This window comes from Xenorhabdus sp. TS4 (assembly GCF_014467265.1).
GTDB classification, from domain to species: domain Bacteria; phylum Pseudomonadota; class Gammaproteobacteria; order Enterobacterales; family Enterobacteriaceae; genus Xenorhabdus; species Xenorhabdus ehlersii.
Map to the genome: position 1 here is coordinate 38,221 of NZ_NKHQ01000005.1, position 25,753 is coordinate 63,973.

Sequence of the window (25,753 nt, forward strand, 5' to 3'; positions counted from 1 at the left end):
AGATCCTGAGGAAATTATTACATGAGTGAGATAACTCACGACGGTGTGGAGCGTCAGCCGCTCCACAAGTTCACTGAAAACGCCTATTTGAATTACTCCATGTACGTCATCATGGACAGGGCGTTACCTTTTATTGGTGATGGCTTAAAGCCTGTTCAGCGTCGTATTGTCTATGCGATGTCAGAACTTGGGCTGAGCAGCAGAGCCAAATTTAAAAAATCTGCCCGTACTGTCGGTGATGTTCTCGGTAAATATCATCCGCATGGTGATGGGGCCTGTTATGAAGCTATGGTTTTGATGGCTCAGCCTTTCTCATACCGTTATCCGTTAGTCGACGGGCAAGGAAACTGGGGGGCGCCGGATGATCCAAAATCCTTTGCGGCGATGCGTTATACCGAATCTCGTTTGTCTAAATATGCCGAATTGTTACTGTCTGAGTTGGGGCAAGGAACCGTAGATTGGGTGCCAAACTTTGATGGTACATTGCAGGAGCCTAAGTGTTTGCCTGCACGTCTGCCTAATATCTTGCTTAATGGCACCACGGGCATTGCCGTTGGTATGGCGACCGACATCCCGCCACACAATGCTCGTGAGGTAGTGAATGCACTGATAGCCATGTTGGATAAGCCTGATCTGTCGCTTGATGAGGCGATGGAATATGTCAAAGGGCCAGACTATCCAACAGAAGCTGAGATCATCACGCCAAAAGAAGATATCCGCAAGATCTACAAAAATGGTCGTGGTTCGGTACGGATGCGGGCGGTTTGGTCGAAAGAAGAAGGTAACGTAGTGATCACGGCTTTACCTCACCAGGTATCTGGCGCGAAGGTTTTAGAACAAATCGCCAGCCAAATGCGGGCGAAAAAGTTGCCGATGGTGGATGATCTGCGTGACGAGTCTGATCATGAAAATCCAACCCGCCTGGTGATTGTTCCCCGTACTAACCGCGTGGATGTCGAGCAGGTGATGAACCACCTGTTTGCAACCACCGATTTGGAAAAAAGCTATCGCGTCAATCTCAACATGATCGGCCTGGATAACCGTCCTGCGGTTAAAGGTTTGGTTGAGATCCTCAGTGAATGGCTGGTTTTCCGCCGTGAAACAGTGCGTAATCGCCTGAACCATCGCCTGGAAAAAGTGCTTAAGCGTTTGCATATCCTGGAAGGTTTGCTGGCAGCATATCTTAATATTGATGAAGTCATCCATATTATTCGTAATGAAGATGAGCCGAAGTCAGTATTGATGCAGCGTTTTGAATTAACCGAAACGCAGGCAGAAGCCATTCTTGAACTGAAATTGCGCCACTTGGCAAAACTGGAAGAAGTCAAAATCCGTGGCGAACAGGATGAATTGGCGAAAGAACGTGACAAACTTCAGGCGATCTTGGGTTCTGAGCGTAAGTTAAATACATTACTGAAAAAAGAAATTATTGCCAATGCAGAAAGCTACGGTGATAACCGTCGCTCCCCGCTGAAAGAGCGTACGGAAGCGAAGGCCATGAGTGATCATGACATCCTGCCCTCTGAGCCGATTACCGTCATCATGTCAGAGATGGGCTGGGTACGTAGTGCGAAAGGGCACGATATTGATCCGGCTGGCTTGAATTACAAATCTGGTGACAGCTTCCGCAGTGCGGTGCGCGGCAAGAGTAACCAGCCAGTGGTCTTTATTGATACCACAGGGCGCAGTTATTCCGTTGATCCGTTGGATTTGCCATCAGCCAGAGGGCAGGGAGAACCACTAACAGGCAAACTGGCGTTGCCGGTAGGGGCATCGGTTGAGCATCTTTTGATGGCGAAAGAAGAACAGAAATTCTTGATGGCATCTGATGCGGGGTATGGTTTTATCTGTACTTTCAATGACCTGATTGCCAAGAACCGAGCGGGCAAGGCGATGATTACTTTGCCTGAAAATGCCAAAGTGATGCAGCCGTTGGAGATTAACAACGAACAGGAAGACATGTTACTGGCGATTACCAACGCGGGTCGTATGTTGATGTTTCCGGTGGCTGATCTGCCGCAGCTTTCAAAGGGTAAGGGCAATAAGATTGTTTCCATCCCGGCGGCACAGGCTGCATCAGGCGAAGATATGCTGGCTTGGTTATTGGTATTGCCGCCACAATCTTCAATCACGCTTTATTTTGGCAAACGCAAGTTACTGCTTCGCCCTGAGGATTTACAGAAATTCAGGGCAGAGAGAGGGCGCAAGGGCGTGTCTCTGCCTCGTGGGTTACAGCGTATTGAACGCGTTGAAATAGTTTGTAATACAAGCAATTAAGCTGCAAATTGCAGGGTGAAAGGTATAAATCGTAATTTTAGGCCAGTGTAATGAATGCACTGGCCTTTCAACAAGGGGCCGCTATGCTAGCAATCATTCGGGGAATTATTGTTATCCTGTTTGTGATACTGATCTTTATTTTTGGCTGTATCTACTGTTTATTCAGCCCACGCAACCCACGTCATGTTATGACTTTCGGGCATGCGTTTGGCAAATTGCACAAAGTGCTTGGCATCAAGCTGCTGGAACGTATTCCAGAGGAAGCACAGGAATATGGGCCTAGCATTTATATCGGCAATCACCAAAATAATTACGACATGGTTACGATGTCGAATGCGGTACAGCCACGTACAGTCACTGTGGGCAAAAAAAGCCTGGTCTTTATTCCCTTCTTTGGCCCGCTTTATTGGCTGACAGGTAATATTTTGATCGACAGGGATAATCGGACAAGAGCACATGGCACGATTTCACAGGTTGTCAAACAGATCAAAAAAAATCGGGTTTCGATTTGGATGTTTCCAGAAGGAACGCGCAGTCGTGGCCGTGGGTTGATGCCTTTTAAAACAGGTGCTTTTCATGCCGCCATTACAGCAGGTGTACCTATCGTGCCGGTCTGTGTTTCTACAACACACGATAAAATAAAACTAAATCGTTGGGATAATGGCACCGTTATTGTTGAAATGTTGCCTCCAATTGACACCACGAAATATACCAAAGAACAGGTTCGTGAATTGGCAGAACACTGCCGACAAATGATGAAAACTAAAATTGCAGAATTGGATAAAGAAGTCGAGGCACTTAATCAGCGTGGATAATTAAATGATGGTTAATTGGCCTGAATGATCCATTATGTTCTCCCACATGTTGGACTGATTATCGCTATAATTTTTCGATAATTTTAGAAATTCTCTCCTGTTCGCGATATGATTGCGTTTAATGAATTAACGTTTTTATTAAACGCAATCGATAGAATAATAAATTCTGATAGCCACAATATCAGGGTATTCATCCCTGCAATTATTTGAATTAGGCAATCATTGGAAATTGCTATTTGGGTTGTGAAAATTATTTTTATCGTAGAGAGACTATTCCTTCTGTGGAGAAAGTATGTCACTGAGTCGGCGCCAATTTATTCAGGCTTCTGGTTTGGCAATGTGTTTAGGGGCGCTTCCTTTTGTTGTTCGGGCCAACAAAAATCAACAAACAAAATTGCCGCTCCCTCCCTTACTGGAATCCCGCAGAGGGCAACCCCTGTTTTTAGCCATACAAAAAGCCACCTGGTCGTTTAATGGTCATAATAAAGCGCCAGTCTGGGGCATCAACGGACATTATTTGGGGCCAACCATTCGGGTTCATCGAGGGGATGATGTCAAACTGATCTATAGCAATCGGTTATCTGAACCGGTTTCAATGACCGTCGGGGGATTACTGGTGCCTGGAACCTTGATGGGCGGTTCGGCTCGTTTGATGGCGCCGGGGGAAAATTGGTCGCCGGTTATCCCGATAGATCAAGTTGCATCGACCTGTTGGTATCATGCCAATACCCCAAATCGCATGGCACAGCATGTTTATGCCGGCCTTGCTGGTATGTGGCTGGTGGAAGACGAAAGTAGCCACTGCCTGCCTTTACCCAGACATTATGGTGTCGATGATTTTCCTGTTATCTTGCAAGATAAGCGATTGAATAATTTTGGTGTACCGCAATATAACCCGCCAGCCAATCAAGGTTTTCTTGGCGATACCTTAATTGTTAATGGTGTCGAAAATCCTTTTGTGGAGGTTGCCAGAGGTTGGGTCAGGTTACGCTTTCTGAATGCATCCAATGCCCGACGATATCAATTGCAACTCAGTGATGGGCGTCCTTTCTACATGATTGCCACTGATCAAGGCTTGCTGCCTGCTCCCGTGGCGGTACAATTATTGTCACTTGCGCCGGGAGAACGGCGAGAAGTCTTGATTGATATGTCGAAAGTGGAAAGTGTTACCGTTACTGCGGGAGAATCTGCTGGCGTAATCGATCGTTTGAAAGGCATGTTTGAACCTTCGACCAAACTGCTGTCAACGACGGTATTAACCCTGAAAGCCAGCGGGTTGCTTCCTTTGGTGACAGATCAACTACCGACTCAGCTTATCGTTGATAATCCACAGATCAACTCTACCATTCAAAATCGTCAGATTGATTTGGGCAATTATTCTCAAGGGATTAATGGCTCACTGCTGAATGAGCATCGAATCGATATCACAAGCCAACAAGGCGCATGGGAACGTTGGATAGTCACAACGTCAGTGCCCCAGCCTTTCCATATTGAAGGGGTAAGATTTAAGGTCATCAGCCTGAATGGCAACCGTCCAGAACCACAGGATTATGGCTGGAAAGATACCGTTTGGATCGATAGCCGGGCAGAATTGCTGGTTAATATGATGCAGCCGTCTTATGAACATTTTCCTTTCATGTATTACAGCCAGATATTGGAGATGGCAGATCGTGGAGTTGCCGGACAGTTAATTGTCAATCCTGCTGGTTTTTAAATGAAATCTTTGCTCTGACTTTACTCGTTTCTGGCTCTGTTTTAGATAGATGTTCTGTCAAATGGAATAAAGTTGTTATTTTGCTGCCTGCTTGTTAAGTAATAATCTGTTAAACAACGGATTGTTTAACAATTCGCGGGCAAACTCACTATTTGTTCGGATAAATGGCTAATCTTATCGACTGTGAGTAACCCTTTCCGTATAGTGTCCCAAATTTTCATACTACTTGGCTGTAAGGTGATTTAATGATTATCAGCTTGATTACTGCGATGGCTATGGATCGAGTTATCGGTATGGAAAATGCCATGCCGTGGACTTTGCCGGGTGATTTAGCCTGGTTTAAACGCAATACACTCGGAAAGCCGGTTGTAATGGGGCGAGTGACTTATGAGTCTATTGGCCACCCTCTGCCAGGGCGCCTGAATATCGTGATTAGCAGTCAACCTGCAAATGATGATCGGGTGACTTGGGTTAACTCTATCGAAGCTGCTTTATCAGCCGCTGGCGATGTTAAAGAAGTTATGGTGATGGGAGGAGGAAAAATTTATGAGCAGTTTATTCCTCTGGTTAATCGTATGTACCTGACTCACATTGATGCAGAAGTGATTGGTGACACGCATTTCCCCGATTATGAACCAGATGAATGGAATTCAACGTTTACCGAATATCACGATGCAGATGAAAACAATTCTCATAGCTATTGTTTTGAAATTCTGGAACGCCGAGAGTGAGTTAATCTTACGTGTGGAGTGCCTTGGGGCACTCCAGTGTCACAGCCAGGTTTATTATTTTATTTACCAAGCTTATGATTTGGATAATGATTTTTGGCTGAAATACTGTTTATCTTCCCAACGAAGCAGGGTTAATTTACCTCCCCAACAACACCCGGTATCCAGAGCGTAGATGCCAGCGGGGGTGCCCTGACCTTCCAGAGCAGCCCAGTGACCAAAGGCAATTGAATAGTCTTCAGGAATGCTGCGTGGTAATTCGAACCAGGGTTTTAGTGGGGCAGGCGCATTTTCCGGTTTGGATTTGCAGCTCATATCCAATTGACCATGTGGAAAACAATAACGCATTCGGGTCAAGGCATTGGTACTGTAACGTAATCGAGCAAGTCCGCTTAACTCTGGCGTCCAATTGTTCGGCATATCTCCATACATTTCATTGAGAAACAAGGGATAACTGTCACTGCGAAGAATGGCTTCCACTTCACGGGCACATATTTTGGCTGTTCCCAGATCCCATTGTGGAGTGAGCCCGGCATGTGCCATGACGAGTTTCAGTTCTTCATCGATTTGCAGCATTGGCTGCTTTCTCAACCAATTTATTAATTCATCGACATCCGGTGCCGCGAGTAATTCATCCAGCAAATCTTTCGGTTTATTGCGGCTGATCTTAGCGTAAACCGCCAACAGATGCAGATCGTGATTGCCTAATACCAGTTTAACTGCGGAGCCGAGTTGCTTAATGTAGCGAAGTACTGCCAATGAATCAGGGCCACGAGCGACCAGATCGCCTGTTAACCATAAAGTGTCTTCACTGGAATTAAAATCGACTTGTTGTAACAAGGCGCGAAATTCACGATAACAGCCGTGAATATCGCCAATAAGGTATGTAGCCATAATTAATTTATCAGTGTTGGAATAGCCAGCCGGAACACGGGAATGGCGACACGGAATGGACGACCATCGTGATCGATCATGTTATAGTGACCTTCCATTGTCCCCAGAGGTGTTTCCAGAATAGCGCCACTGCTGTAGCGATATTCTGTTCCCGGTGGGATCAAAGGTTGTTTTCCCACAACCCCTTCACCCTGAACTTCGGTTAGGTGACCATCACTATTGGTAATGCGCCAGTAACGGCTAATAAGTTGCACAGGGGAATGCCCAAGATTACGAATTGATACGGTATAAGCAAACACAAAACGTTGTTGTTCCGGCTGTGATTGACTTTCTACGTAAGTACTTTGTACTTGAATATGAATTCTTGGTTCATTGAGCATAGATACCTCCTGTTGCTGCAACGCCTGTTTATTTGTTTAGGCAATTTCAGGTTGAGATGATAACCAATTCGCCATCTTACAGTATTGCTCGACAGAGATGTTTTCAGCCCGCGAGTTTGGATCAATACCCAATTCTGTTAACTGTTCAACAGAAAAAATGTTCCCAAGGCTATTACGGATCGTTTTTCTCCGTTGGTTAAATGCCTGAGTTGTGATCCGGGCTAACATGCGAATGTCCTGAACAGGATAAGGCATACTCTTGTGTGGGATCAAACGCACAATAGCAGAATCCACTTTTGGCGCTGGTGTAAATGCTGTTGGCGGTACTTCAAGAACAGGTATTACCTGACAGTAGTATTGTGCCATCACACTTAAGCGTCCATAGGCTTTACTGTCAGGCCCTGCGACAAGACGATTCACAACTTCTTTCTGCAACATAAAGCTCATATCAGCGATAGCATCAGTATAGCCGAAAAGATGGAACATTAACGGCGTAGAGATGTTATAAGGCAAGTTACCAAATACACGCAGGGATTGCCCATGTTCTTTAGCAATCTGACCAAAATCAACGGTCATCGCATCTTGTTGAATGATTGTCAGCTTATCTTTCAGTTTGGGGTGGACATGCAGGCGAGCCGCTAAATCACGGTCAAGCTCGACGACAGTCATCTTATCCATGCGTTCACCAACTGGCTCAGTCAGTGCCCCCAGACCTGGGCCGATTTCCACGATGGCTTGGCCAGCCTGTGGGTTCATCGCATTGACAATACTATCAATGATAAACTGATCGGTTAAAAAGTTTTGCCCGAAACGTTTACGGGCATGGTGCCCTTGATGGACTTTGTTATTCATTACTGTTTTGTATCATTTTAATTGCTAGATTCAATGCGGTGATAAAACTACCCACATCAGCTTGACCTGTCCCCGCCAGCTCCAGTGCTGTGCCATGATCGACAGAAGTTCGGATAAATGGCAGTCCCAACGTAATATTTACGGCCCTGCCAAAACCTTGGTATTTTAACACGGGTAACCCTTGATCATGATACATCGAAAGCACGGCATCAGCATGATCTAAATATTTGGGTTGGAACAGGGTATCCGCAGGTAATGGACCTTCCAGCCATATCCCTTCTGCTCTCAGACTGTCTAAGGCAGGAATGATGATATCTATTTCTTCATGTCCCATATGCCCACCTTCACCGGCATGAGGATTCAGACCACAAACATAGATATGGGGACGGGGGATACCGAATTTGGTTTTTAGATCATGATTAAGAATGGTGATCACTTCCCGCAGAGAATCAAACGTAATTGCGTTGGGGACATCCAGAATCGGCAGGTGCGTGGTTGCCAGCGCTACCCGTAGCTCTTCCGTTGCCAACATCATGACTACCCTTGAGCATTGGCTATGGTCAGCAAAAAACTCAGTATGTCCGGTAAAAGGTACGCCTGCATCATTAATGACACCTTTATGTACAGGCCCTGTCACCAATGCTGAGAACTCCCCATTCAGGCAGCCATCGCAAGCTCTTGCTAAGGTTTCCGTGACGTAAGTACCGTTTTTCCGGTTTAATTCCCCTGCAATCGTCGGGGAGTGGAGGTTAACGGGCAGGATGGTCAGGGTTCCGGCGGCTTGTGATGAAGAAATGTGTTCCGGAGAATAAGTTTGCAGTTGCAGAGGTAAATTCAGTTGCTTAGCTCGGGACAGCATCAGCTCTGGATCAGCACAGACAACCAGTTGGCTAGGCCACTCTTTTTGAGCCAGGGCAATGACTAAGTCAGGGCCAACCCCGGCTGGTTCGCCGGGGGTAATGACGATGGGTTTATTATTGTGCATTGTTACCATCTAGAATTTTCACATAAGCAGAGGCGCGTAATTCCTGCATCCAGCTTTGTGCCTCTTCATTGAATTTACGGTTGAACAGCAGGCGGTAGGCGCGATCTTTCTGTGCGGCGTCTGTTCTGTCAACTTTGCGGCTATCCAGCAGTTGGATTAAGTGCCAGCCGAACGAGGAGTGAACAGGCTGGCTGATCTCACCTTTTTGCAGTTTCATCAACGTATCACGGAAAGCAGGATCGTAAGCACTCGGCAAATTCCAACCCAGTTCTCCACCGCGCATGGCTGAACCTGGATCTTCAGAATGCGCTTTTGCTGCTTCTTCGAATGAGGTTTTGCCACTTAAGATCTCTTCTCTGAGTTTCATCAACTCGTTGCGTGCCTGCTCGTCATTCATAATAGGTGATGTTTTCAGCAGAATATGGCGGGCATTCACTTCGGTGACGGCAATAGACATCTGACCACCACGGATATCATTCACTTTCAGAATGTGAAAACCAACACCGGAACGAATTGGGCCAATAATTTGTCCTTTATGGGCAGACTGGAGCTGTGCAGCGAACAGGGATGGCAATTCTTGCAGTTTGCTCCAACCCATATTTCCCCCTTTCAGGGCTTGGGTATCACCGGAATAGGAGAGCGCTAATTTGCCGAAATCAACACCATTCTGGAGTTCAGATAAGATTTTTTTGATCGTGGTTTCCGCTTTTTCTACCTGCTCCTGGCTCGGGTTTTCCGGCAGAGGGATCAGGATCTGGCTGATATTTACCTCAGAGTCCTGGCTGTTTTGGTTGCTGATTTGGTTAGCCAGTGAATCAACTTCCTGTGGCAGGATAGTGATGCGGCGGCGCACTTCATTGTTACGTACTTCTGCAATCATCATTTCCTTGCGGATCTGAGTACGGTAAGCATCAAAGCTCATACCCTCTGTGCTCAGATTTTGCTTCAACTGGGCAAGGCTCAAGTGGTTTTGAGCTGCAATATTTGTGATCGCAGAATCTAAGGCTTGATCAGGAATAGTTATCTGCATCTGGTTTGCCATTTGCAGAACAATGTCGTCCATAATCAGGCGCTCAAGGATTTGGTGACGCAATGTTTTCTCATCCGGTAATTGCTGGCCTGCATGTTTTGCATTGAGTCTAACGGATTGTAAAAGGCTGTTGACGTCACTTTCCAGTACGACATCATTGTTAACAACGGCAGCTACCTTATTCAGCTCTTGTGGAGCCGCCATTGCGACAGAGTTTACTGAAAACATCAATCCGAAAATCAGCGATCTCCAGTTCTTCATACATTTCCCATCATATCAATCCCGCCTTGGCGGGGTTATTTTGTTTACATTGCGTTTATCGGTATCAGAATGCACGTTGGTATGGAAGAATACCTTGCTGCAACATTTTCTGACTACCCAAACTATGATTGTTACTTAAGCCACGAAGTTCAACATTGAATGACCATTTGTTGTCATATTGACTGCTGTCGAAGCGCCAGTCGGTGATCTTGCGTTCATAACCTACACTGACTGCCCAGCAGCAGGTGTTGTATTGCAAACCGACCATCTGGTTTGCTGGCTGTTTCTCTTTGGTATCGTAGTAATAAGCCCCGACAAACGCCCAACGATCTGACAACGGCCAGCTTGCCACCATACCAATCTGAGAAATTCCTTGCTGGTAAGCGGGCGCGCCTCCCTTGAGTGTGGCTTGAATATAATCGCGGTCAACAAAACGGTAGCTTAACTGCAACATGCGGTCAGCATCACGACGGTATTCCACTACGGCATTACCCATAGTGAAGCTGTTCAGACGATTATCATATTGTAACCCGCCTTTGATGCCCCAGGAATCATTGATTCTCCAGTGTACATCCCCAGCCCAGGTTGTCGCCCCCGTTCCTTTTTTATTCCCGATGATATCCTTGCTACCTGAAACAGATTCAGTGTTTTCGGTACGTGGACGTTCAAAGTAGTAGATTTGACCTACGGACAGGCTAAAACGTTCAACTAAATCTTCATCATAAATACGGGTAGTCACGCCAGTGGTAAATTGATTGGCAGACGAGATGCGGTCTAAGCCACTGTAGAAGCGATCGCGGAACAGCCCGGTATAGTCCGATTGCAGTAAAGAAGAATCAAAATTATTGATGTTGTTTTGATTCTTATAAGGCACATAGAGATATTGAACGCGTGGCTCCAGCGTCTGGGTATAACCCTGGTTAAAATACATGGCGCGTTCAAACACCATCTTCGCATCTGATTTAAATACCGGCAGGACACGGTTTACTGATCTTTCCAATGACGCCGTATTAGGCTTATTTTTGGTCGCTTCTGAAATATCTTGCTCATAGTGCGTCGCCATCAATTTAAATTCATTATTGATGCTCGCCCAGCCATTAGAGAGTGGTAAGTTAATGGCTGGTTCCAAATGCCAGCGTGTTGCATCCGGCCATTGATTGCCGACACTGGTAAATTTCGCTACTTGAGCATAAGTATGAAAATCAAATGGTCCCAGATTATTCTTATAGTAATTAAAGTCTAACTGAGGGGCAGCCCGATAAGCTTTTTTGCTCTCACTTGGGGTAAAGATTTGGAACTGTTTGGTTGTTAGTGTGGTATTCCAGTTTTTCTGGGCATAGCCAATACTGAATTTCTGAGTGGCATAGCCATCGGTGCTGGAACCGTATTGTGAGTTGAAGTCACTGAAATAGTTCGGATCACTGACTTTAGTATAATCAGCACTGAAACGCCAAACCTGATTCATGACACCACTGTGATTCCAGTAGAACAACCAGCGGCTGTTGCTATCCCGCTCAGGTCTGATATTGAGTCTTTTATCCTCTTCATACAGACGGTCGTGACCAATCCAATCCAGCGCAACTGTACCTGCCCCCGCTTTGGTTAAATAACGGAATTCATTATCCAGCTTCAAACCACGCATCGTGATGAGATGCGGTGTAATTGTGGCATCATAGTTGGGTGCAATATTCCAATAATATGGCAGCAGGAATTGGAAGCCTTCCTTATTGGAAAAACTGGCATTAGGGATTAAAAAACCAGAACGACGTTTATCCCCAATGGGTAATTGCAAATACGGCGTGTAAAACACCGGCACATTAGCAACGCGAAAACGGGCATTCCAGATTTCGGCGACTTCTTCTTCACGGTCAAGGATGACCTCAGAACCCACGACACTCCAGCTATCATTACCGGGCAGACAGGAAGTGAATATCCCATTATTCATGATGGTGTAGCGGTTCTCATCACGCAGCATCATCTTATCTGCGCTACCACGTCCTTGACGACCAACCATCTGGTACTTGCCTTGTTCCACGTCGGTATCTTTATTGTTCAGATTCGCCCAGGCGCGTGGTCCTTTCAAAATGATCTGAGGGTCATCATAGCTGACATTACCCACTGCGGTAACAGTGCGCACAGGTTCTTTATCCTGCTCTTGGGTCTGTTCGAGCCGAACTTTATCGGCTATCAGTGTTTTATTTCCCTGTTGGATATTCACATTGCCAATGAACTCAGCCGCATTGGGATATTCACCGTGAGAATCATCGGACTGAATATAAACTGGCAGTTTATTTGGATCGCCTGTGATAATCGGCTTATCGTAGACAGGTACACCCAGCATACATTGTGCTGCAAGGTCAGCATGAGCTTGCTGACTATAAAGTGCTGCCCATACCATTGTGGCCAGCAGGGTAGGATAACATTTATTCATAGATGTTTATGCGGTTCCGTCATCAGTGGCATCGTGCCGGCAAACGCTCAGAGACTAACGTAGTTGAGAGATATGCGCCAGAGTAAAGTTTAACTTTGCTAATCTTGTTGTTAGGCACAGAGCTTAATGGAGAGTATGATAATGCAAAATTGCGCTCAGAGCATTGGGGAATTGAAGACTATATGCAGTATTGGGGAAAATTATTCGGATTGATATTTGGGATTGCATCTGGTGCGGGTTTTTGGGGGATTGTGATTGGCTTAGTGCTTGGTCATATCCTTGACAAAATCAGGATGCAGAAATTGGGGAGAACGACTAAAGGCCCAACCCGGCAGGCGCTGTTTTTCCGCAGTACTTTTCAAGTATTGGGGCATTTAACCAAAGCAAAAGGTCGGGTAACAGAAACGGATATCCAGCTCGCTATCCAATTGATGAACAGAATGCAACTGCATGGTGAGGCACGGTTTTCCGCGCAGCAGGCGTTTCGTGAAGGCAAACAGTCTCAATTTCCTTTGCGTGAAACAATGCGACAATTACGCCGTGCCTGCTTCGGTCGTTCTGATTTGATCCGCATGTTTCTGGAAATTCAGCTACAAGCAGCATTTGCTGATGGCGAACTGCATCCTAATGAAAGAAAAGTTCTGTTTGTCATTGCCGAAGAGTTAGGTATTTCCCGTATTCAATTTGAACAATTCCTTGCCATGATGGAAGGCGGACGCCATTTCAGTGGACAGTACCAGCAGTATGGGCGCTATCAAGGCCATGAGCAGCAGCGTGCGACATTGGAAGATGCTTGTAAGGTATTGGGCGTCAATAAACAGGATGATGCGACCACCATTAAGCGAGCTTATCGAAAACTGATGAGTGAGCACCATCCCGATAAACTGGTGGCAAAAGGTTTACCACCAGAAATGATGGAACTGGCGAAACAAAAGACGCAGTCCATCCAGTCGGCTTACGATTTGATTAAAAAGGAGCGGGGTTTTAAATAGCGCACGTTAAAATTCGGCTTTACACTCAAAATGCATTGGTGTGCCATAAGCCGGATGAGTAATAAAGAGTTCTTGAGCATGTAATTGTAGGCGAGGCGCCATTTCCCTTGCCTGCGTATGGGCATAGAACTTATCTCCCAGGATGGGATTACCCAGTGCCAGCATATGTACCCGGAGCTGATGAGAGCGCCCTGTGATTGGTGCGAGCCTGACACGTGTTGCCTGAGCTTCATATTCCAGTACCTGATACTCAGTTTGTGCGGATTTGCCCGTTTCAAAACAGACTTTTTGTTTTGGGCGATTCGGCCAGTCGCAGATTAGGGGCAGATCCACCAAACCTTTTTCCTGCTCCATCTTTCCCCATACCCGTGCGATATAGATTTTTTTCGGCTCACGCTCACGGAACTGGCGTTTCAACTCACGCTCGGCGGCTTTAGTCAGCGCCACGACCATGATACCGCTGGTAGCCATATCCAATCGATGGACTGATTCGGCTGTAGGAAATTCAGCTTGGATCCGTGTCATGATACTGTCTTTGTGCTCTTCCGCTTTACCCGGCACAGAAAGTAATCCACTGGGTTTGTTGACAACCATAATGTACTCGTCCTGATACAGCACATATAACCAAGGATCTGTCGGGGGATTATAAGACTCCAGCATAGTGGCTCCAATGGGTCGGAAAAAATTGGATCCCCAGGGGCATCTTGCGGAAAGCGCCCCTGAGTTTACCGAATGACAGGTTATTGCTGTCTATTTATTGATGTCTGTTTATTGGTGAGAAATAACCACCAAACGAATCGCATCCAAACGCCAGTTGGCCTGATCAAGATTGAGCAGCAGATGTTTATGCTCGGAACCGATCGCTTCCAGCTCATCATCACGGATATTCGGGTTAACCGCTTTCAGGGCTTCCAGACGTGACAATTCAGTCGACAGCGCTTCATCAGCTTCTTTTTTCGCTTTCTCAATCAACACGCGCGCTTGCTCTTCAATCAGAGGTTCGGATTGACGCAAAATAGCATGAACCTCTTTCTGTACCGCATTAACCAGCTTGCTGGCGTTATGGCGGTTAATCGCATTGAGTTGACGGTTGAAGCTTTCAAACTCGACCTGAGGAGCCAGATTGGTGCCTTTCAGATCCAACAAAAGACGCACTGGTGTTGGTGGCAAGAAACGAGTCAATTGCAGGTGCTTCGGTGCCTGAGCTTCAACAACGTAAATTAACTCAACCAGCAACGTACCTACTGGCAGCGCTTTGTTTTTCAGGATAGAAACGGCACAGCTTCCCGTATCCCCCGACAGGACTAAATCGAGACCATTGCGGATGATAGGGTGTTCCCAGCTCAGGAACTGAGTATCTTCGCGGGAGAGTGCTTTTTCACGGTCAAACGTAATTGAGCAGCCATCTTTGGGTAATCCAGGGAAATCAGGCACCAGCATATGATCGGATGGATGCAGGGCAATAATATTGTCGCAGCGATCTTCCTGATTGATACCAATGATATCAAACAGATTCAGGGCAAAATTCACCAGATCTGTGTCGTTATCTTGCGCAGCAATCTTTTCTGCCAGTTTTTGGCCTTGCTCGCCACCGTTGGAGTTCATCTCCAGCAAACGGTCACGTCCTTGTTCCAATTGCTGTTTAAGCTTCTCATGATGCCCGCGACATTCGGTAATAAACTCACTGAAGCCAGTTTGTTCATTGGGTTTGGCCAGGAAATTGAGCAGGTTTTCATAATACTTGTCATAGATGGCACGGCCTGTTGGACAAGTATGCTCAAAGGCATCCAGCCCTTCGTGATACCAGCGCAGGAGAATGGATTGCGCAGTATTTTCCAGATAAGGCACACTGATTTTGATATTACGATTTTGACCAATACGATCCAGACGACCGATACGTTGTTCCAGTAAATCAGGATTGAATGGTAGATCAAACATGACAAGCTGGTTGGCAAACTGGAAGTTACGCCCTTCTGAGCCAATTTCAGAGCAGAGCAGCACTTGCGCGCCTTCTTCCTCAGAAGCGAAATAAGCGGCGGCACGGTCACGCTCCAGCAAGGACAAACCTTCGTGGAACACAGCACTGCGGATGCCTTCGCGTTCACGCAGAATTTGCTCCAGTTGCAGCGCAGTTTCTGCCTTGGCACAGATCACCAGCACTTTCTCATCGCGGTTTGCCATCAAGAATCCCATCAGCCATTCTACGCGGGGATCGAAATTCCACCATGTGGCATTTTCACCTTCGAATTCCTGATAGATCCGCTCAGGATAGAGCATATCTTTGGCGCGAGACTCCACCGTCTTTTTGGCCCCCATGATTTCAGAAACCTTGATTGCCGTCTGATATTGGGCTGGCAGTGGTAACTTGATCTCGTGTAGTTCACGATGCGGGAAGCCTTTCACACCACCACGGGTGTTACGGAAAAGCAGGCGGCTGGTGCCGTGACGATCCATCAGCATGGTGATCAGTTCGCGACGCGCATCTTCGCTCTCTCCATCCTGATTACTGTTTGCTGCTTTCAGCAGAGGCTCAATATCCTGTTCGCTAATCAGTTCGCCGATGGCATTTTGCTGGTCATTGTTCAGGGTTTCACCGGACAACAGCAACGTCACTGCATCCGCGACAGGGCGGTATTTCTGTTGTTCATCAATGAAAGCCTGATAATCGTGGAAACGATTTGGGTCCAGCAGGCGCAGGCGGGCAAAGTGGCTTTCTTGCCCCAACTGCTCTGGTGTCGCCGTTAACAATAAGACAGATGGGATTTGTTCTGCCAATTGTTCGATAACTTGATATTCGCGGCTTGGGGATTTTTCGCTCCATGCCAGATGGTGAGCTTCATCCACCACCATCAAATCCCAGCTTGCTTCCAGCAGAAGTTCAAAACGTTGCTTATTGCGGCGAACAAAATCTAAGGAACAGATAATCAACTGTTCGGTTTCGAACGGATTATCGCTGTCATGCAGTGCTTCGCTATATCGGTCATCATCAAACAGCGAAAAACGCAGGTTGAAACGGCGCAGCATTTCTACCAGCCATTGGTGTTGCAGGCTATCTGGCACAATAACTAACACACGTTCAGCCCGCCCAGCCATTAATTGCTGATGGATAATCATCCCGGCTTCAATCGTTTTCCCCAGGCCGACCTCATCCGCCAGTAATACACGTGGTGCGTGGCGCTTGCCTACTTCATTGGCAATATGTAATTGGTGAGGGATCAAACTGGCACGGATACCACGTAGCCCACTTTCTGCCAGACGGAACTGCTCGCTTTGGTGCTTACGGGCGCGAAAACGCAAAGCAAAGCGATCCATGCGGTCAATCTGACCTGCAAACAGGCGATCTTGTGGCTTGTTAAACGTCAGCTTGCTATCCAGAAAAACTTCCCGTAAGCAGGTATTTTCTTCTTCCGTATCCAGACGCGTACCGACATAGATCAGCAAACCATTATCTTGTTGGACATCATTAATCTTGAGTTTCCAGCCTTCGTGACTGGTCACGGTATCGTCCACATTAAACATAACACGAGTGATAGGGGAGTCATTGCGTGCGTAAAGGCGGTTTTCTCCGCTGGCAGGGAAGAGCAACGTTACCATGCGCGCATCAAGCGCCACGACTGTTCCTAATCCAAGTTCGCTTTCTGTATCGCTTATCCAGCGTTGACCAAGAGTAAATGGCATAAATTTTGGCTCAGTTTTCTGTTAGACAATATTATTTATGGTTGCAGGATGGCTGCTTTTGTTGGATATCGATCGTTATTGGTTATCGATAGGGATAGTTTTCAATTGCACTTTACAACGCCTGTTTTTTGATAAAGGGATCGCAAAAGTACAATGGCCCATTAGAGGGGCGATATGTTAATTGAAGCCGAGCAAGCCGTCACCTGCAAAAATATCCATTATTCGAAAGAGATGCTCATTTGCCCTGTCAGCAGAGGCATAAAGTCATCTTGAATAAATGGCAAGATAGCGTCAGCAATCGGCTTTAATTGCTTATTGATATAGTGTTCATAATCGGGGACAGAGGTTTGGTTCTCTAATGGCTCAGGGCCTGCTTGGGTGATGACATAGTTGATCCAGCCACCATTTTGGTACTGTAGTGGACGATGATGCAATTGATTATACTCATCCGCCAAACGTGCTGCCCGAACGTGGGGCGGGACATTGCGCTGATAATCAGACAACTTACGGCGTAGTCGCTTACGATAAACCAGACGGTCATCAAATTCACCCGCCAGCGTCTTGGCAAGATACTCACGAATATAATTTTGATGCGGCTGTTGATGAAAAATCAGAGTATACAGTTCCTTCTGGAATATTTGTGCCAGCGGCGTCCAGTCAGTCCTTACCGTTTCCAGCCCTTTGAAAATCACCTTATCACCGCTTAATCCGGCATAACGTTTTTTGCTGCCTTGCTCTGCCCCGCGTACCGTTGGCATCAGAAAACGCCGATAATGTGTCTCGAATTCCAACTCCAGCGTACTTGCAAGATTGAATTCGGTTTTGAGATGGTTTCGCCACCATTGGTTGACAAATTGCGCCAAAGAATGTCCGATTTGGCAGGCTTCTTCCTCTGAATGAGCGCGTTTTAGCCAGACAAACGTGGAATCCGTATCGCCATAAATCACCTGATAGCCTTGTGATTCGATTAGCTCACGGGTTTGGTGCATGATTTCGTGGCCGCGCATCGTAATTGATGAAGTCAGGCGAGGATCAAAAAAATGACAGCCAGAGGCACCGAGTACACCATAAAAGGCATTCATAATAATTTTCAGGGCTTGAGAAAGGGGCGCATTCTGTTGCTGTTTGGCCTTGTCGCGCTCATGCCAGATTTGTGTGACGATATCCGGCAGGCAGTGCTGTGTACGGGAAAAAAATGCCTGACGAAAGCCAGGGACGGCGTGTTCACTGTCAGGATTGGCAAGGCCTTCAACCATGCCGACCGGATCAATCAAAAACGTGCGAATGATCGATGGATAGAGGCTCTTGTAATCCAGTACCAACACCGAATCGTATAACCCTGGAAATGAATCCATCACAAAACCGCCTGGACTGTTATCATCGAAATACGTTGGCTGGGCAGGCGCAACATAGCCAATACGGTGCATTTTGGGCAAATAAAGGTGCGTGAATGCTGCCACAGATCCGCCGCTGCGATCCACCGCCAACCCTGTTACCGTAGCGCGTTCCAATAAGAAGTCCATCAAATCTGCTTTCTCAAAGATACGATTAACCAGAATACAATCCTGCAAATTATAGTGGGCGAGGGCAGGCTTATCTTGCTGAAAGCGGCGGTTGATCTCATCCATGCGATCATAAGGATTATCGACGGCTTTTCCTTCCCCCAGAAGTTGTTGTGCCACATATTCAAGGCTGAAAGAAGGAAAGTTCCAGGTTGCGGTTTTCAGTGCATCAATGCCGTCAATAATCAAACGGCCTTCTGCTGAGGCGAAAAAGTGCCCTGGCTTGAAACCGTGTTCTCGCCATTCGAGCAAAGTCTGATTGCGTCCGAATTTTAACGGCACGTTATAGCGCTCAGCATGTTGCTGTAATACCCTCAAATCAAACTGAATCAGATTCCAGCCAATAATGGCATCAGGATCATAATGTGCCAGCCATTCATTGAGTTTCTCCAGCATCATCGGACGACTGACAACATACTCTAATTTGAAATCGAGAGCCTGTTGATTACCCTTTGCTGGCCCTAACATAAATACGGTTTTCTCGCCGCATCCAGCTAAGCCAATGGAATACAGCTCTCCATGTTGGCTGGTTTCGATATCCAGTGATACCCATTGCAAATTAGGCCGATAGGCGGGATTGGGTTTCATCTGATAACTTCCGTCGGGTTTCTGGCTGAACCAAACGGGAGCAGTGATAAAGCGTTCCATTATAAACCTGTCGGGTGGGCGGATATCGGTTTCGTAGAGGGGGACATTCTGTTCCTTGAAAATTTTCTCCAGGTGTTGCAATTGGTGATAATGCGGGCAATACAGCGCAGAAACAGGCTGGCGATTGAAATCTTTTAATGGTAATGCCTTTAATTCGCAGTGCCGCTCCTGTATGAGTAAAGGTTTTATTTTAGGCAGATCATGTTGAGGGACAAAGGCAATTGCTTTTTGGTGAGGAATAGTTATGCGGCGTGCGCCCGCTTCCGTCGCCAGCCAATACACCAACTCGATACCCGATGGGGTATCTTTCCAGTGACGAGTCAGGATAAAACCTTGTTCAACGTGATGTATCTGCATAATCTTTCTCTTATGAGAAACCAACCATATTTAGTGTTATAGGGAGCATTTCAATCATAGCATTGGTTATGTTTATTTATACAGTGTTTTGTGTTGGGATATTTTCTATAGCTAGGGGGATTTATTATTTGATTAATTAATAAGGATATAAAAATATTATTCATAATAAATAAATTTTTACCAGAGAGATATTAACCTTTTAAAATTATCAGAAGGGTCAATTGTTTTTTCGCCTGTCAGTCACTTTTGTTGTTATTATTAATTGGGTAATATTCTATCGATTTTTTACTGAGAAAATGAAACATTAATTGAATCTGGTAAATATTGATGAATAATCCCAATAAATTGACGCAAACAGATATCAAAGCCTTACTATTATTTATTGCTTTTACTCTGCTGTATTTGTTGCCGGGTGTTTATGGACATACACCCTGGAAACAAGATGAAAATTACAGTTTTGGCATTATTCATACCATGTATGAAACAGGGAATTGGTTGGTAACCATGAATGCCGGGCAACCTTTTATGGAAAAGCCTCCTTTGTATTATTGGACAGCGACTTCATTTATTCATTTGTTATCCCATTGGCTTCCGATGCACGATGCAGCCAGAACCGCCTCTTTATTCTTTTCAGTGATCAATTTTTCCTTTTTTATACTGTTGGCGCGTCGCGTATTTGATGTCAAAAACTTTTCCGATAGTCGAATATGGATAGCTTTTGCTTTGTATGCAAGTGCACCTGGATTAGTTCGCCACAGCCACGACATGTTTACTGATACCGCATTGATAACAGGGACAACTCTCGGATTATATGGCTTATTGGGATTAATCAAAAACGAAAAAACAGGCTACTCCTGTTTATGGTTGATCATCGGTACGGCTGTAACACTCTTATCAAAAGGGGTATTTATTCCGGGATTATTATGGATTTGTCTTGTCTTAGCGCCCGTGTTCCTTAAACATTGCCGAACCAAACAATATTGGCTAAGAGCTTTATTGTCAGGCATCATTGCGCTGGTTTTAATCCTGCCGTGGCCGATCATGTTACTTATTGAACATCCTAATCTATTTAAAATCTGGATTTGGGATAACAATATCGGTCGTTTTTTAGGTTTTTCTGTTGAAGATCTTGGGGCAAGGGGGAATTTGACCATGATCCCTGAGGCGGTGCTGTTGTTTGCCTTGCCATCAGGCATATTGGCTTTTATCTTTATATTGAAAAATCCAATTAAGATTCTGTCAGATAAACATTATTTTTTGTGTGCTGCCTTTGTTGTATTGGGGGTTGTTCTATTGCAAATATCAGCCTCTGGTCGAGCATTATATTTGCTGCCTTTTCTTGCACCCATGGCGATCCTGGCTACAGGAATTTTCATTAAAATACCGCAAATAATCTATAAATATTTAACCCTATTATCTTCCCTGTTTTGGTCTGTCCTGATTATATTTTTATGGGCCTGTTATTTTTTATCTCTTTCCACTGATTACAAACATTGGTTAATGCCATTTAGCCGATGGTTGCCAATGAGTTATCAAATGCATTTTTCGGGATTTATCGTTGCTGCCGCTGCCTTGATCACTGCGGTATGGGTAGCTAAAAGTTGGCTTCTTGCTAAATCACCAGACTTGCGCGCTGCCCAAAATTGGGTTTTAGGTATTGCTACAGTTTGGGGATTAGTATTTACATTATTTGTTGGCTGGATTGATTATACCAAGGGGTATAAAGAGGCGTTTCTTGATTTAAAACAGAAGTTGACCGGAGTGTATAAAGATAATGACTGTATGGCGTCGTATTATATTGGGGAATCGGAAGCGCCAATGCTTTATTACTTTGCCCGTGTTTTGCATCAACAACAGCGTAAATTTGAAACTCCTGAAAAATGTGATTGGTTGATTGTATTATCCGAAGAAATAGAACCCGCCCCCAAAGGGATGGCGTTATTTTGGCATGGACATAGGCCAAATCGAGATAGCGAGAACTTAGTTGTTTATAAGAAAGTGGGGTTGGGTGATATAAAGAACAATGAGTAATTTATGTTTGATTAGTGGCCGTTTAAGCGGCCATTTCAAGTTATTGGCAAACTTGTTCATATACTTCCACAATCGCTCTATCGGATTGAGGTTTGGGCTGTAAGGCGGTAGGTAATGCAATTCAATATTAAGGACATACGCAATATCTTTCACCAATTCTGTTCGGTGGTCACCCGCACCGTCCAGAATAATATGGATTTTTCTATAATAGAAAAACGGGAGAGGTGCTAAAAATAGGGTTAGGGCAAGAGATGCTCTATTTTTACGAAGGAAAATTCAAACCTCAATGGAAAGATTTTAACTCCTTCATTGAATGGTATTTTGAGCTAACTGATTAGTCATACCCATAATAAAAGGCAGACAGATTATCATGATCTTTCTGCCTTCATTAAATCAAAAATATTATACTATTAATCAATGGGATAATACGAAGGCTGACTAAAAGAAGATCCCAGCCACAGCGCTGGGATTTTTTCTTTAACCATAAGCCATATTCATTATTTTTCGGAGGAGGATAGTTTATACATCAACATCAACCAATCCCCAAAACCACCGCCTCAGCAGCCTCGCCACTCACCAGCTTCGCCGTCGCACCATCATAATAAATTTTTCCATCCACAATCAGCAAAGAGCGTGGCGCGATTTTGGCTGCATCCTCAAGATTATGGGACACCATGAGTAAAGTCATTTGCTGTTCGGTGCATATTTGATCCAATAATTCCAGCATCTCATTGCGTAAAGCCGGATCAAGTGCCGAAAAGGGTTCATCCAGCAATAAAATCGGTTGATGGCGGACTAAACAACGTGCTAACGCTGCCCGCTGGCGTTGTCCACCAGAAAGTTGCGCGGGCAGGCGTGATAAACACTCTTCCAGTGACACTTGAGAGGCAATTTGTTGCAGCATTTGCTTTTGTTCAGCATTTAACCGTAAGCCAGGGTGTAATCCTAAACCAATATTTTGCGCGATAGTTAAATGGGAAAACAGGTTATTTTCCTGAAACAACATCGAAACCGGCCGCTTGGAAGGTGAAGTATGCGTATGATTTTCGTCATCCAACCAGATATCACCTTGTGCTGGAAACTGGAAACCCGCGATTAAACTTAACAGTGTGCTTTTACCTGCCCCACTAGGGCCGAGGATTGCAATGCGTTCTCCGGCTTTGACGCTCACATTAAAATGCATGGCAAGGTGTTCATAAGCATAAATGACATTTTCAAGTTTAATCATGGCGTCGGCTCGGTAAGCGTTCAATCACAGTGAATAAAACAAAACACAACAGGAGCAACAGAAATGCGGTCACGGCACCATCCTGACTGCGATATGCCCCAATTTGTTGGGAAAGGTAATAAGGCAAAGTACGGAAATCTTCATTGCCAAATAAGGCGATCACACCAAAATCGCCAATGGATAATACACAGGCGAAAGCCAACGCCTGTGCCAATGGAATTTTTAATGCCTTAAGCTCGATCCAATACAGGCGGTGCATTCCCTGAATATTGAGGGAGTGGCATAGGGGATTATAACGCTCTGCCAGATCGCGCATTGGGTTTTCCAATACTTTTAGCGCGTAGGGGATCGCCATCAATGCGTTGGTCAGGATAACCAGCCCGTAAGGTGATTGAGGTATACCAATGGTTGTGTTCAGCAAGAGAAAAAAGCCTGTGGCAAGAACGATCCCTGGCATAGCAAGGATCAACAATCCGCTGGTTTCCATTGCTTGCCCCCATCGCGGGGAATGGCGTAAGCGTAATTCTCGGCTGCTCCATAGCAGCATCATGGTGAGAATAACACACAGTAATCCTGCGCCCAGAGCAATGATGATGGAGGTTGTAAGGGCTTGCCATAAAGCTGTTTGGCTTAAAACATTAAAAATATCACGGTTCAGGCCATCAACGATGACCGCCAATAAAGGGGGAATTAATAGCAGTAACGCGATGCCAATCAGTAAACCATCAGATAATTTTTGCAGCCATGAATCCTGTGGATTACGCCATTGTTGTTGGTGCCCATAACCAACGGAAAGTGCGCCTTTAAGTTTTTGGCTAAGGAGCACCAAACCGAGACAACAAAAAAGTTGTATCAAGGCAAGCAGGGCGGCATGACCAAGATCGTAGTCGTAGCTGAGAGCCTGATAAATAGCAAGTTCAATGGTCGTTGCGGCTGGGCCACCACCGAGGGCAAGAACCGTCGCGAAACTGGCAAAGCACAGCATAAAAATCAGTGCGCCCGTCGGTAAAATTTGGCGGCGCAGATAAGACCACTCAATAAAACGGAAATGTTGCCATTCGCTCATACCGAGCTGAGCGGCAAGTTGGCGCTGCTCAATGGCAATACTCTCCAGAGATTGCAGCAATAACCGTGTAGCCATTGGCATATTAAAGAAAATATGCGCCAGTAAAATCCCTTGTAGACCATAAGGTGTAAAACGATATTCAACGCCTATCCATTGGGAAATATTAGCCAACCAGCCAGTCTGACCATAAACAGTGAGAATGCCAAATAGAGCAACCAAAACAGGAAGAATTAATGTCATGGCACATAAGCGCAGAAATAGTGTCTTGCCGGGAAAATGGCGACGGTAAAGTGCTCGCGCCAGAAAAATAGCGGGTATTACCGATAAGACGGCAGATAGAAATGCCTGCCAGAAGGTGAATCGAATGACATGCCAGAGATAACTGTCATGCAAGAATTCCTGCCAATGGCTTTCAGGCGCATTGCACCACAGCGTCCCGAATGCTGACAGGGCAACCATAATTAACAGGCCGGAGGCAATAACCCCCGGCAATAACCAACCCGCGATTAACGGCTGACAGCGCTTTGCCATGTACGGATCCATTTTGTACGGTGTTTTGCCACATCATCTGCGTTGAATTGCAGCGATTTCTCAGGAACAGGAAGTTGTTTGAAAACATCAGGCAACGGGATATCAATAACGGGATACATCCATTGAGTTGTTGGAATGACTTGCTGAAATGCCGGAGAGAGCATGAAATTCATAAACTTTTGCGCCAGTTCTGGCTGTTTACTTGAGGCCACTTGAGCGGCCACTTCAATCTGCAAATAATGTCCTTCCTTGAAGATAGCGGCGGCGTAGTTATCTTTTTTCTCTGACATAATGTGATAGCCAGGTGATGTGGTATAGCTCAGCACCATATCACCTTCACCTTTCAGAAACAGGCCATAGGCTTCACTCCAGCCTTTAGTGACGGTGAGTGTCTTTTTGGAAACTTTTTGCCACTCCTGAACGGCTTTGTCGCCATAGAGTTCCTGTATCCAGAGCAGTAGTCCTAAGCCTGGCGTGCTGGTGCGTGGGTCTTGGTAAATAATCTTCCAATTCTGGTGGCTATTGATTAATTCATCCATACTTTTGGGTGGATGAGGCAGGGTATTTTTGTTGTAAATAAAGGCAAAATAACCGTAATCGTAAGGAATAAACGTCGTGTTGTGCCATGTGATGGGTAATTTCAATTTTGAGGTATCGACGTGACTCGGTGTGAATAACCCTGTTTGCTGAGCGGCTTGAATCAGGTTGTTATCTAACCCCAGTATAATATCTGCGGGTGTTTTTTTGCCTTCCATCCTCAAACGGTTCAGCAAAGATACACCATCTTCCAACGCAACAAGTTTCAGTTCACAGCCACATTCTGCTTCAAAGGCTTTTTTGATGGCAGGCCCTGGTCCCCATTCAGAGGCAAATGAATCATAAGTATAAACTGTCAGGGTAGGTTTCGTCTGAGCTGTCTGAGCAAAGACACTGGTAGAAAGAGACAGCAGGCTGATAGCCATAAAGCTGGAAAATAATTTCGTAAACACTTTGCTCTCCTATAGTTGCATATATCAATAGTTAAAAAATATTGATGATTATATACATTAATGACTAATGTTTGTTATTAGCAGATAGCAAAGGATCTGAGAAGATGCTAAATGAAAATGACATCTGTTATATCAATGATTAGCGTCTCAAATCCCTACGACGGTACTAACCGGTTCAGGTTCGACGGGTTTGTTCTCAGCAATACTGTTTTGCGACAGCCGCACCCCGTTGAGATGGCGGTATTGTAGAGATTTCGGCTACGTCTGCAAAGTCTAATCATAGAGGTTTAGGTTTACCGCTTGA

The 25,753-nt window shown here is 45.5% G+C and carries 18 protein-coding genes, 1 pseudogene and 1 riboswitch; of the genes and pseudogenes, 6 read left to right on the top strand and 13 right to left on the bottom strand.

The window, feature by feature from the left end:
* The first annotated feature begins 21 nt into the window (after positions 1–21).
* The 4 genes from parC to folA all read left to right on the top strand — a co-directional run bounded on the left by parC (position 22) and on the right by folA (position 5,537).
* Complete coding sequence (gene parC, locus Xets_RS03750; RefSeq protein ID WP_187651168.1) at positions 22–2,277, top strand: DNA topoisomerase IV subunit A; 2,256 nt, start codon at positions 22–24, stop codon at positions 2,275–2,277.
* An 83-nt stretch (positions 2,278–2,360) separates the two neighbouring features.
* The gene (locus Xets_RS03755) at positions 2,361–3,092 is read left to right on the top strand and encodes a 1-acylglycerol-3-phosphate O-acyltransferase (protein ID WP_099133055.1); all 732 of its coding nucleotides are present in this window, start codon (positions 2,361–2,363) and stop codon (positions 3,090–3,092) included.
* Positions 3,093–3,384: 292 nt separating this feature from the next.
* Positions 3,385–4,806, top strand: coding sequence for a cell division protein FtsP (gene ftsP, locus Xets_RS03760; RefSeq protein ID WP_187651169.1), 1,422 nt, complete (start codon positions 3,385–3,387; stop codon positions 4,804–4,806).
* 245 nt (positions 4,807–5,051) lie between these two features.
* Positions 5,052–5,537 (top strand): type 3 dihydrofolate reductase, encoded by a 486-nt coding sequence (gene folA / locus Xets_RS03765; protein WP_099133018.1) that lies wholly within the window; start codon positions 5,052–5,054, stop codon positions 5,535–5,537.
* A 72-nt stretch (positions 5,538–5,609) separates the two neighbouring features.
* On the opposite strand, the gene apaH is transcribed toward folA, so the two are convergent.
* From apaH to lptD, 6 genes are all read right to left on the bottom strand, one after another.
* Entirely contained in the window at positions 5,610–6,428 is an 819-nt protein-coding gene (gene apaH, locus Xets_RS03770; protein WP_187651170.1) for a bis(5'-nucleosyl)-tetraphosphatase (symmetrical) ApaH, read from the bottom strand.
* A 2-nt stretch (positions 6,429–6,430) separates the two neighbouring features.
* A complete protein-coding gene (gene apaG, locus Xets_RS03775; protein ID WP_099133020.1) occupies positions 6,431–6,808 on the bottom strand; it encodes a Co2+/Mg2+ efflux protein ApaG in 378 nt (125 codons plus the stop codon).
* 36 nt (positions 6,809–6,844) lie between these two features.
* Positions 6,845–7,660, bottom strand: a complete 816-nt coding sequence (gene rsmA / locus Xets_RS03780) for a 16S rRNA (adenine(1518)-N(6)/adenine(1519)-N(6))-dimethyltransferase RsmA (RefSeq protein ID WP_187651171.1) — start codon at positions 7,658–7,660, stop codon at positions 6,845–6,847.
* Positions 7,653–8,645, bottom strand: a complete 993-nt coding sequence (gene pdxA / locus Xets_RS03785; RefSeq protein ID WP_187651172.1) for a 4-hydroxythreonine-4-phosphate dehydrogenase PdxA — start codon at positions 8,643–8,645, stop codon at positions 7,653–7,655. Before pdxA ends, rsmA begins: the two co-directional genes overlap by 8 nt.
* Complete coding sequence (gene surA, locus Xets_RS03790; protein ID WP_187651173.1) at positions 8,635–9,936, bottom strand: peptidylprolyl isomerase SurA; 1,302 nt, start codon at positions 9,934–9,936, stop codon at positions 8,635–8,637. The genes pdxA and surA overlap by 11 nt, the downstream gene beginning before the upstream one ends.
* Before the next feature lie 64 nt (positions 9,937–10,000).
* A complete protein-coding gene (gene lptD / locus Xets_RS03795; RefSeq protein WP_099133024.1) occupies positions 10,001–12,367 on the bottom strand; it encodes an LPS assembly protein LptD in 2,367 nt (788 codons plus the stop codon).
* 182 nt (positions 12,368–12,549) lie between these two features.
* Between lptD and djlA the strand changes: the two genes are divergently transcribed.
* Positions 12,550–13,359: a co-chaperone DjlA gene (djlA, locus tag Xets_RS03800; protein ID WP_099133056.1), complete on the top strand. Its 810-nt coding sequence runs from the start codon at positions 12,550–12,552 to the stop codon at positions 13,357–13,359.
* Between the two features lie 6 nt (positions 13,360–13,365).
* Here the strand turns inward: djlA and rluA are convergent, their stop codons facing one another.
* The 3 genes from rluA to Xets_RS03815 all read right to left on the bottom strand — a co-directional run bounded on the left by rluA (position 13,366) and on the right by Xets_RS03815 (position 19,604).
* Positions 13,366–14,019 carry a bifunctional tRNA pseudouridine(32) synthase/23S rRNA pseudouridine(746) synthase RluA gene (rluA, locus tag Xets_RS03805; protein ID WP_099133025.1) on the bottom strand — a complete coding sequence of 218 codons (654 nt, stop codon included), beginning with the start codon at positions 14,017–14,019 and terminating at the stop codon, positions 13,366–13,368.
* A 108-nt stretch (positions 14,020–14,127) separates the two neighbouring features.
* Positions 14,128–17,037, bottom strand: a complete 2,910-nt coding sequence (gene rapA / locus Xets_RS03810; RefSeq protein ID WP_187651174.1) for an RNA polymerase-associated protein RapA — start codon at positions 17,035–17,037, stop codon at positions 14,128–14,130.
* A gap of 218 nt (positions 17,038–17,255) precedes the next feature.
* Positions 17,256–19,604, bottom strand: a complete 2,349-nt coding sequence (locus tag Xets_RS03815; protein WP_187651175.1) for a DNA polymerase II — start codon at positions 19,602–19,604, stop codon at positions 17,256–17,258.
* A 327-nt stretch (positions 19,605–19,931) separates the two neighbouring features.
* On the opposite strand from Xets_RS03815, the gene Xets_RS03820 reads away from it, so the two are divergent.
* The gene (locus Xets_RS03820; protein ID WP_187651176.1) at positions 19,932–21,635 is read left to right on the top strand and encodes a glycosyltransferase family 39 protein; all 1,704 of its coding nucleotides are present in this window, start codon (positions 19,932–19,934) and stop codon (positions 21,633–21,635) included.
* Between the two features lie 30 nt (positions 21,636–21,665).
* Here the strand turns inward: Xets_RS03820 and Xets_RS03825 are convergent.
* The 4 genes and pseudogenes from Xets_RS03825 to thiB all read right to left on the bottom strand — a co-directional run.
* Positions 21,666–21,839 (bottom strand): annotated as a pseudogene (locus Xets_RS03825) (transposase); the annotation flags it as partial.
* A 328-nt stretch (positions 21,840–22,167) separates the two neighbouring features.
* On the bottom strand, positions 22,168–22,863 hold the full coding sequence (gene thiQ, locus Xets_RS03830; RefSeq protein ID WP_187651177.1) for a thiamine ABC transporter ATP-binding protein ThiQ: 696 nt from the start codon (positions 22,861–22,863) through the stop codon (positions 22,168–22,170).
* The gene (thiP, locus tag Xets_RS03835) at positions 22,856–24,460 is read right to left on the bottom strand and encodes a thiamine/thiamine pyrophosphate ABC transporter permease ThiP (protein ID WP_099133030.1); all 1,605 of its coding nucleotides are present in this window, start codon (positions 24,458–24,460) and stop codon (positions 22,856–22,858) included. The genes thiQ and thiP overlap by 8 nt, the downstream gene beginning before the upstream one ends.
* Positions 24,436–25,449, bottom strand: coding sequence for a thiamine ABC transporter substrate binding subunit (gene thiB, locus Xets_RS03840; RefSeq protein WP_370588203.1), 1,014 nt, complete (start codon positions 25,447–25,449; stop codon positions 24,436–24,438). Before thiB ends, thiP begins: the two co-directional genes overlap by 25 nt.
* 134 nt (positions 25,450–25,583) lie before the next feature.
* A riboswitch (TPP riboswitch) is annotated at positions 25,584–25,688 on the bottom strand.
* Positions 25,689–25,753 lie beyond the last annotated feature (65 nt).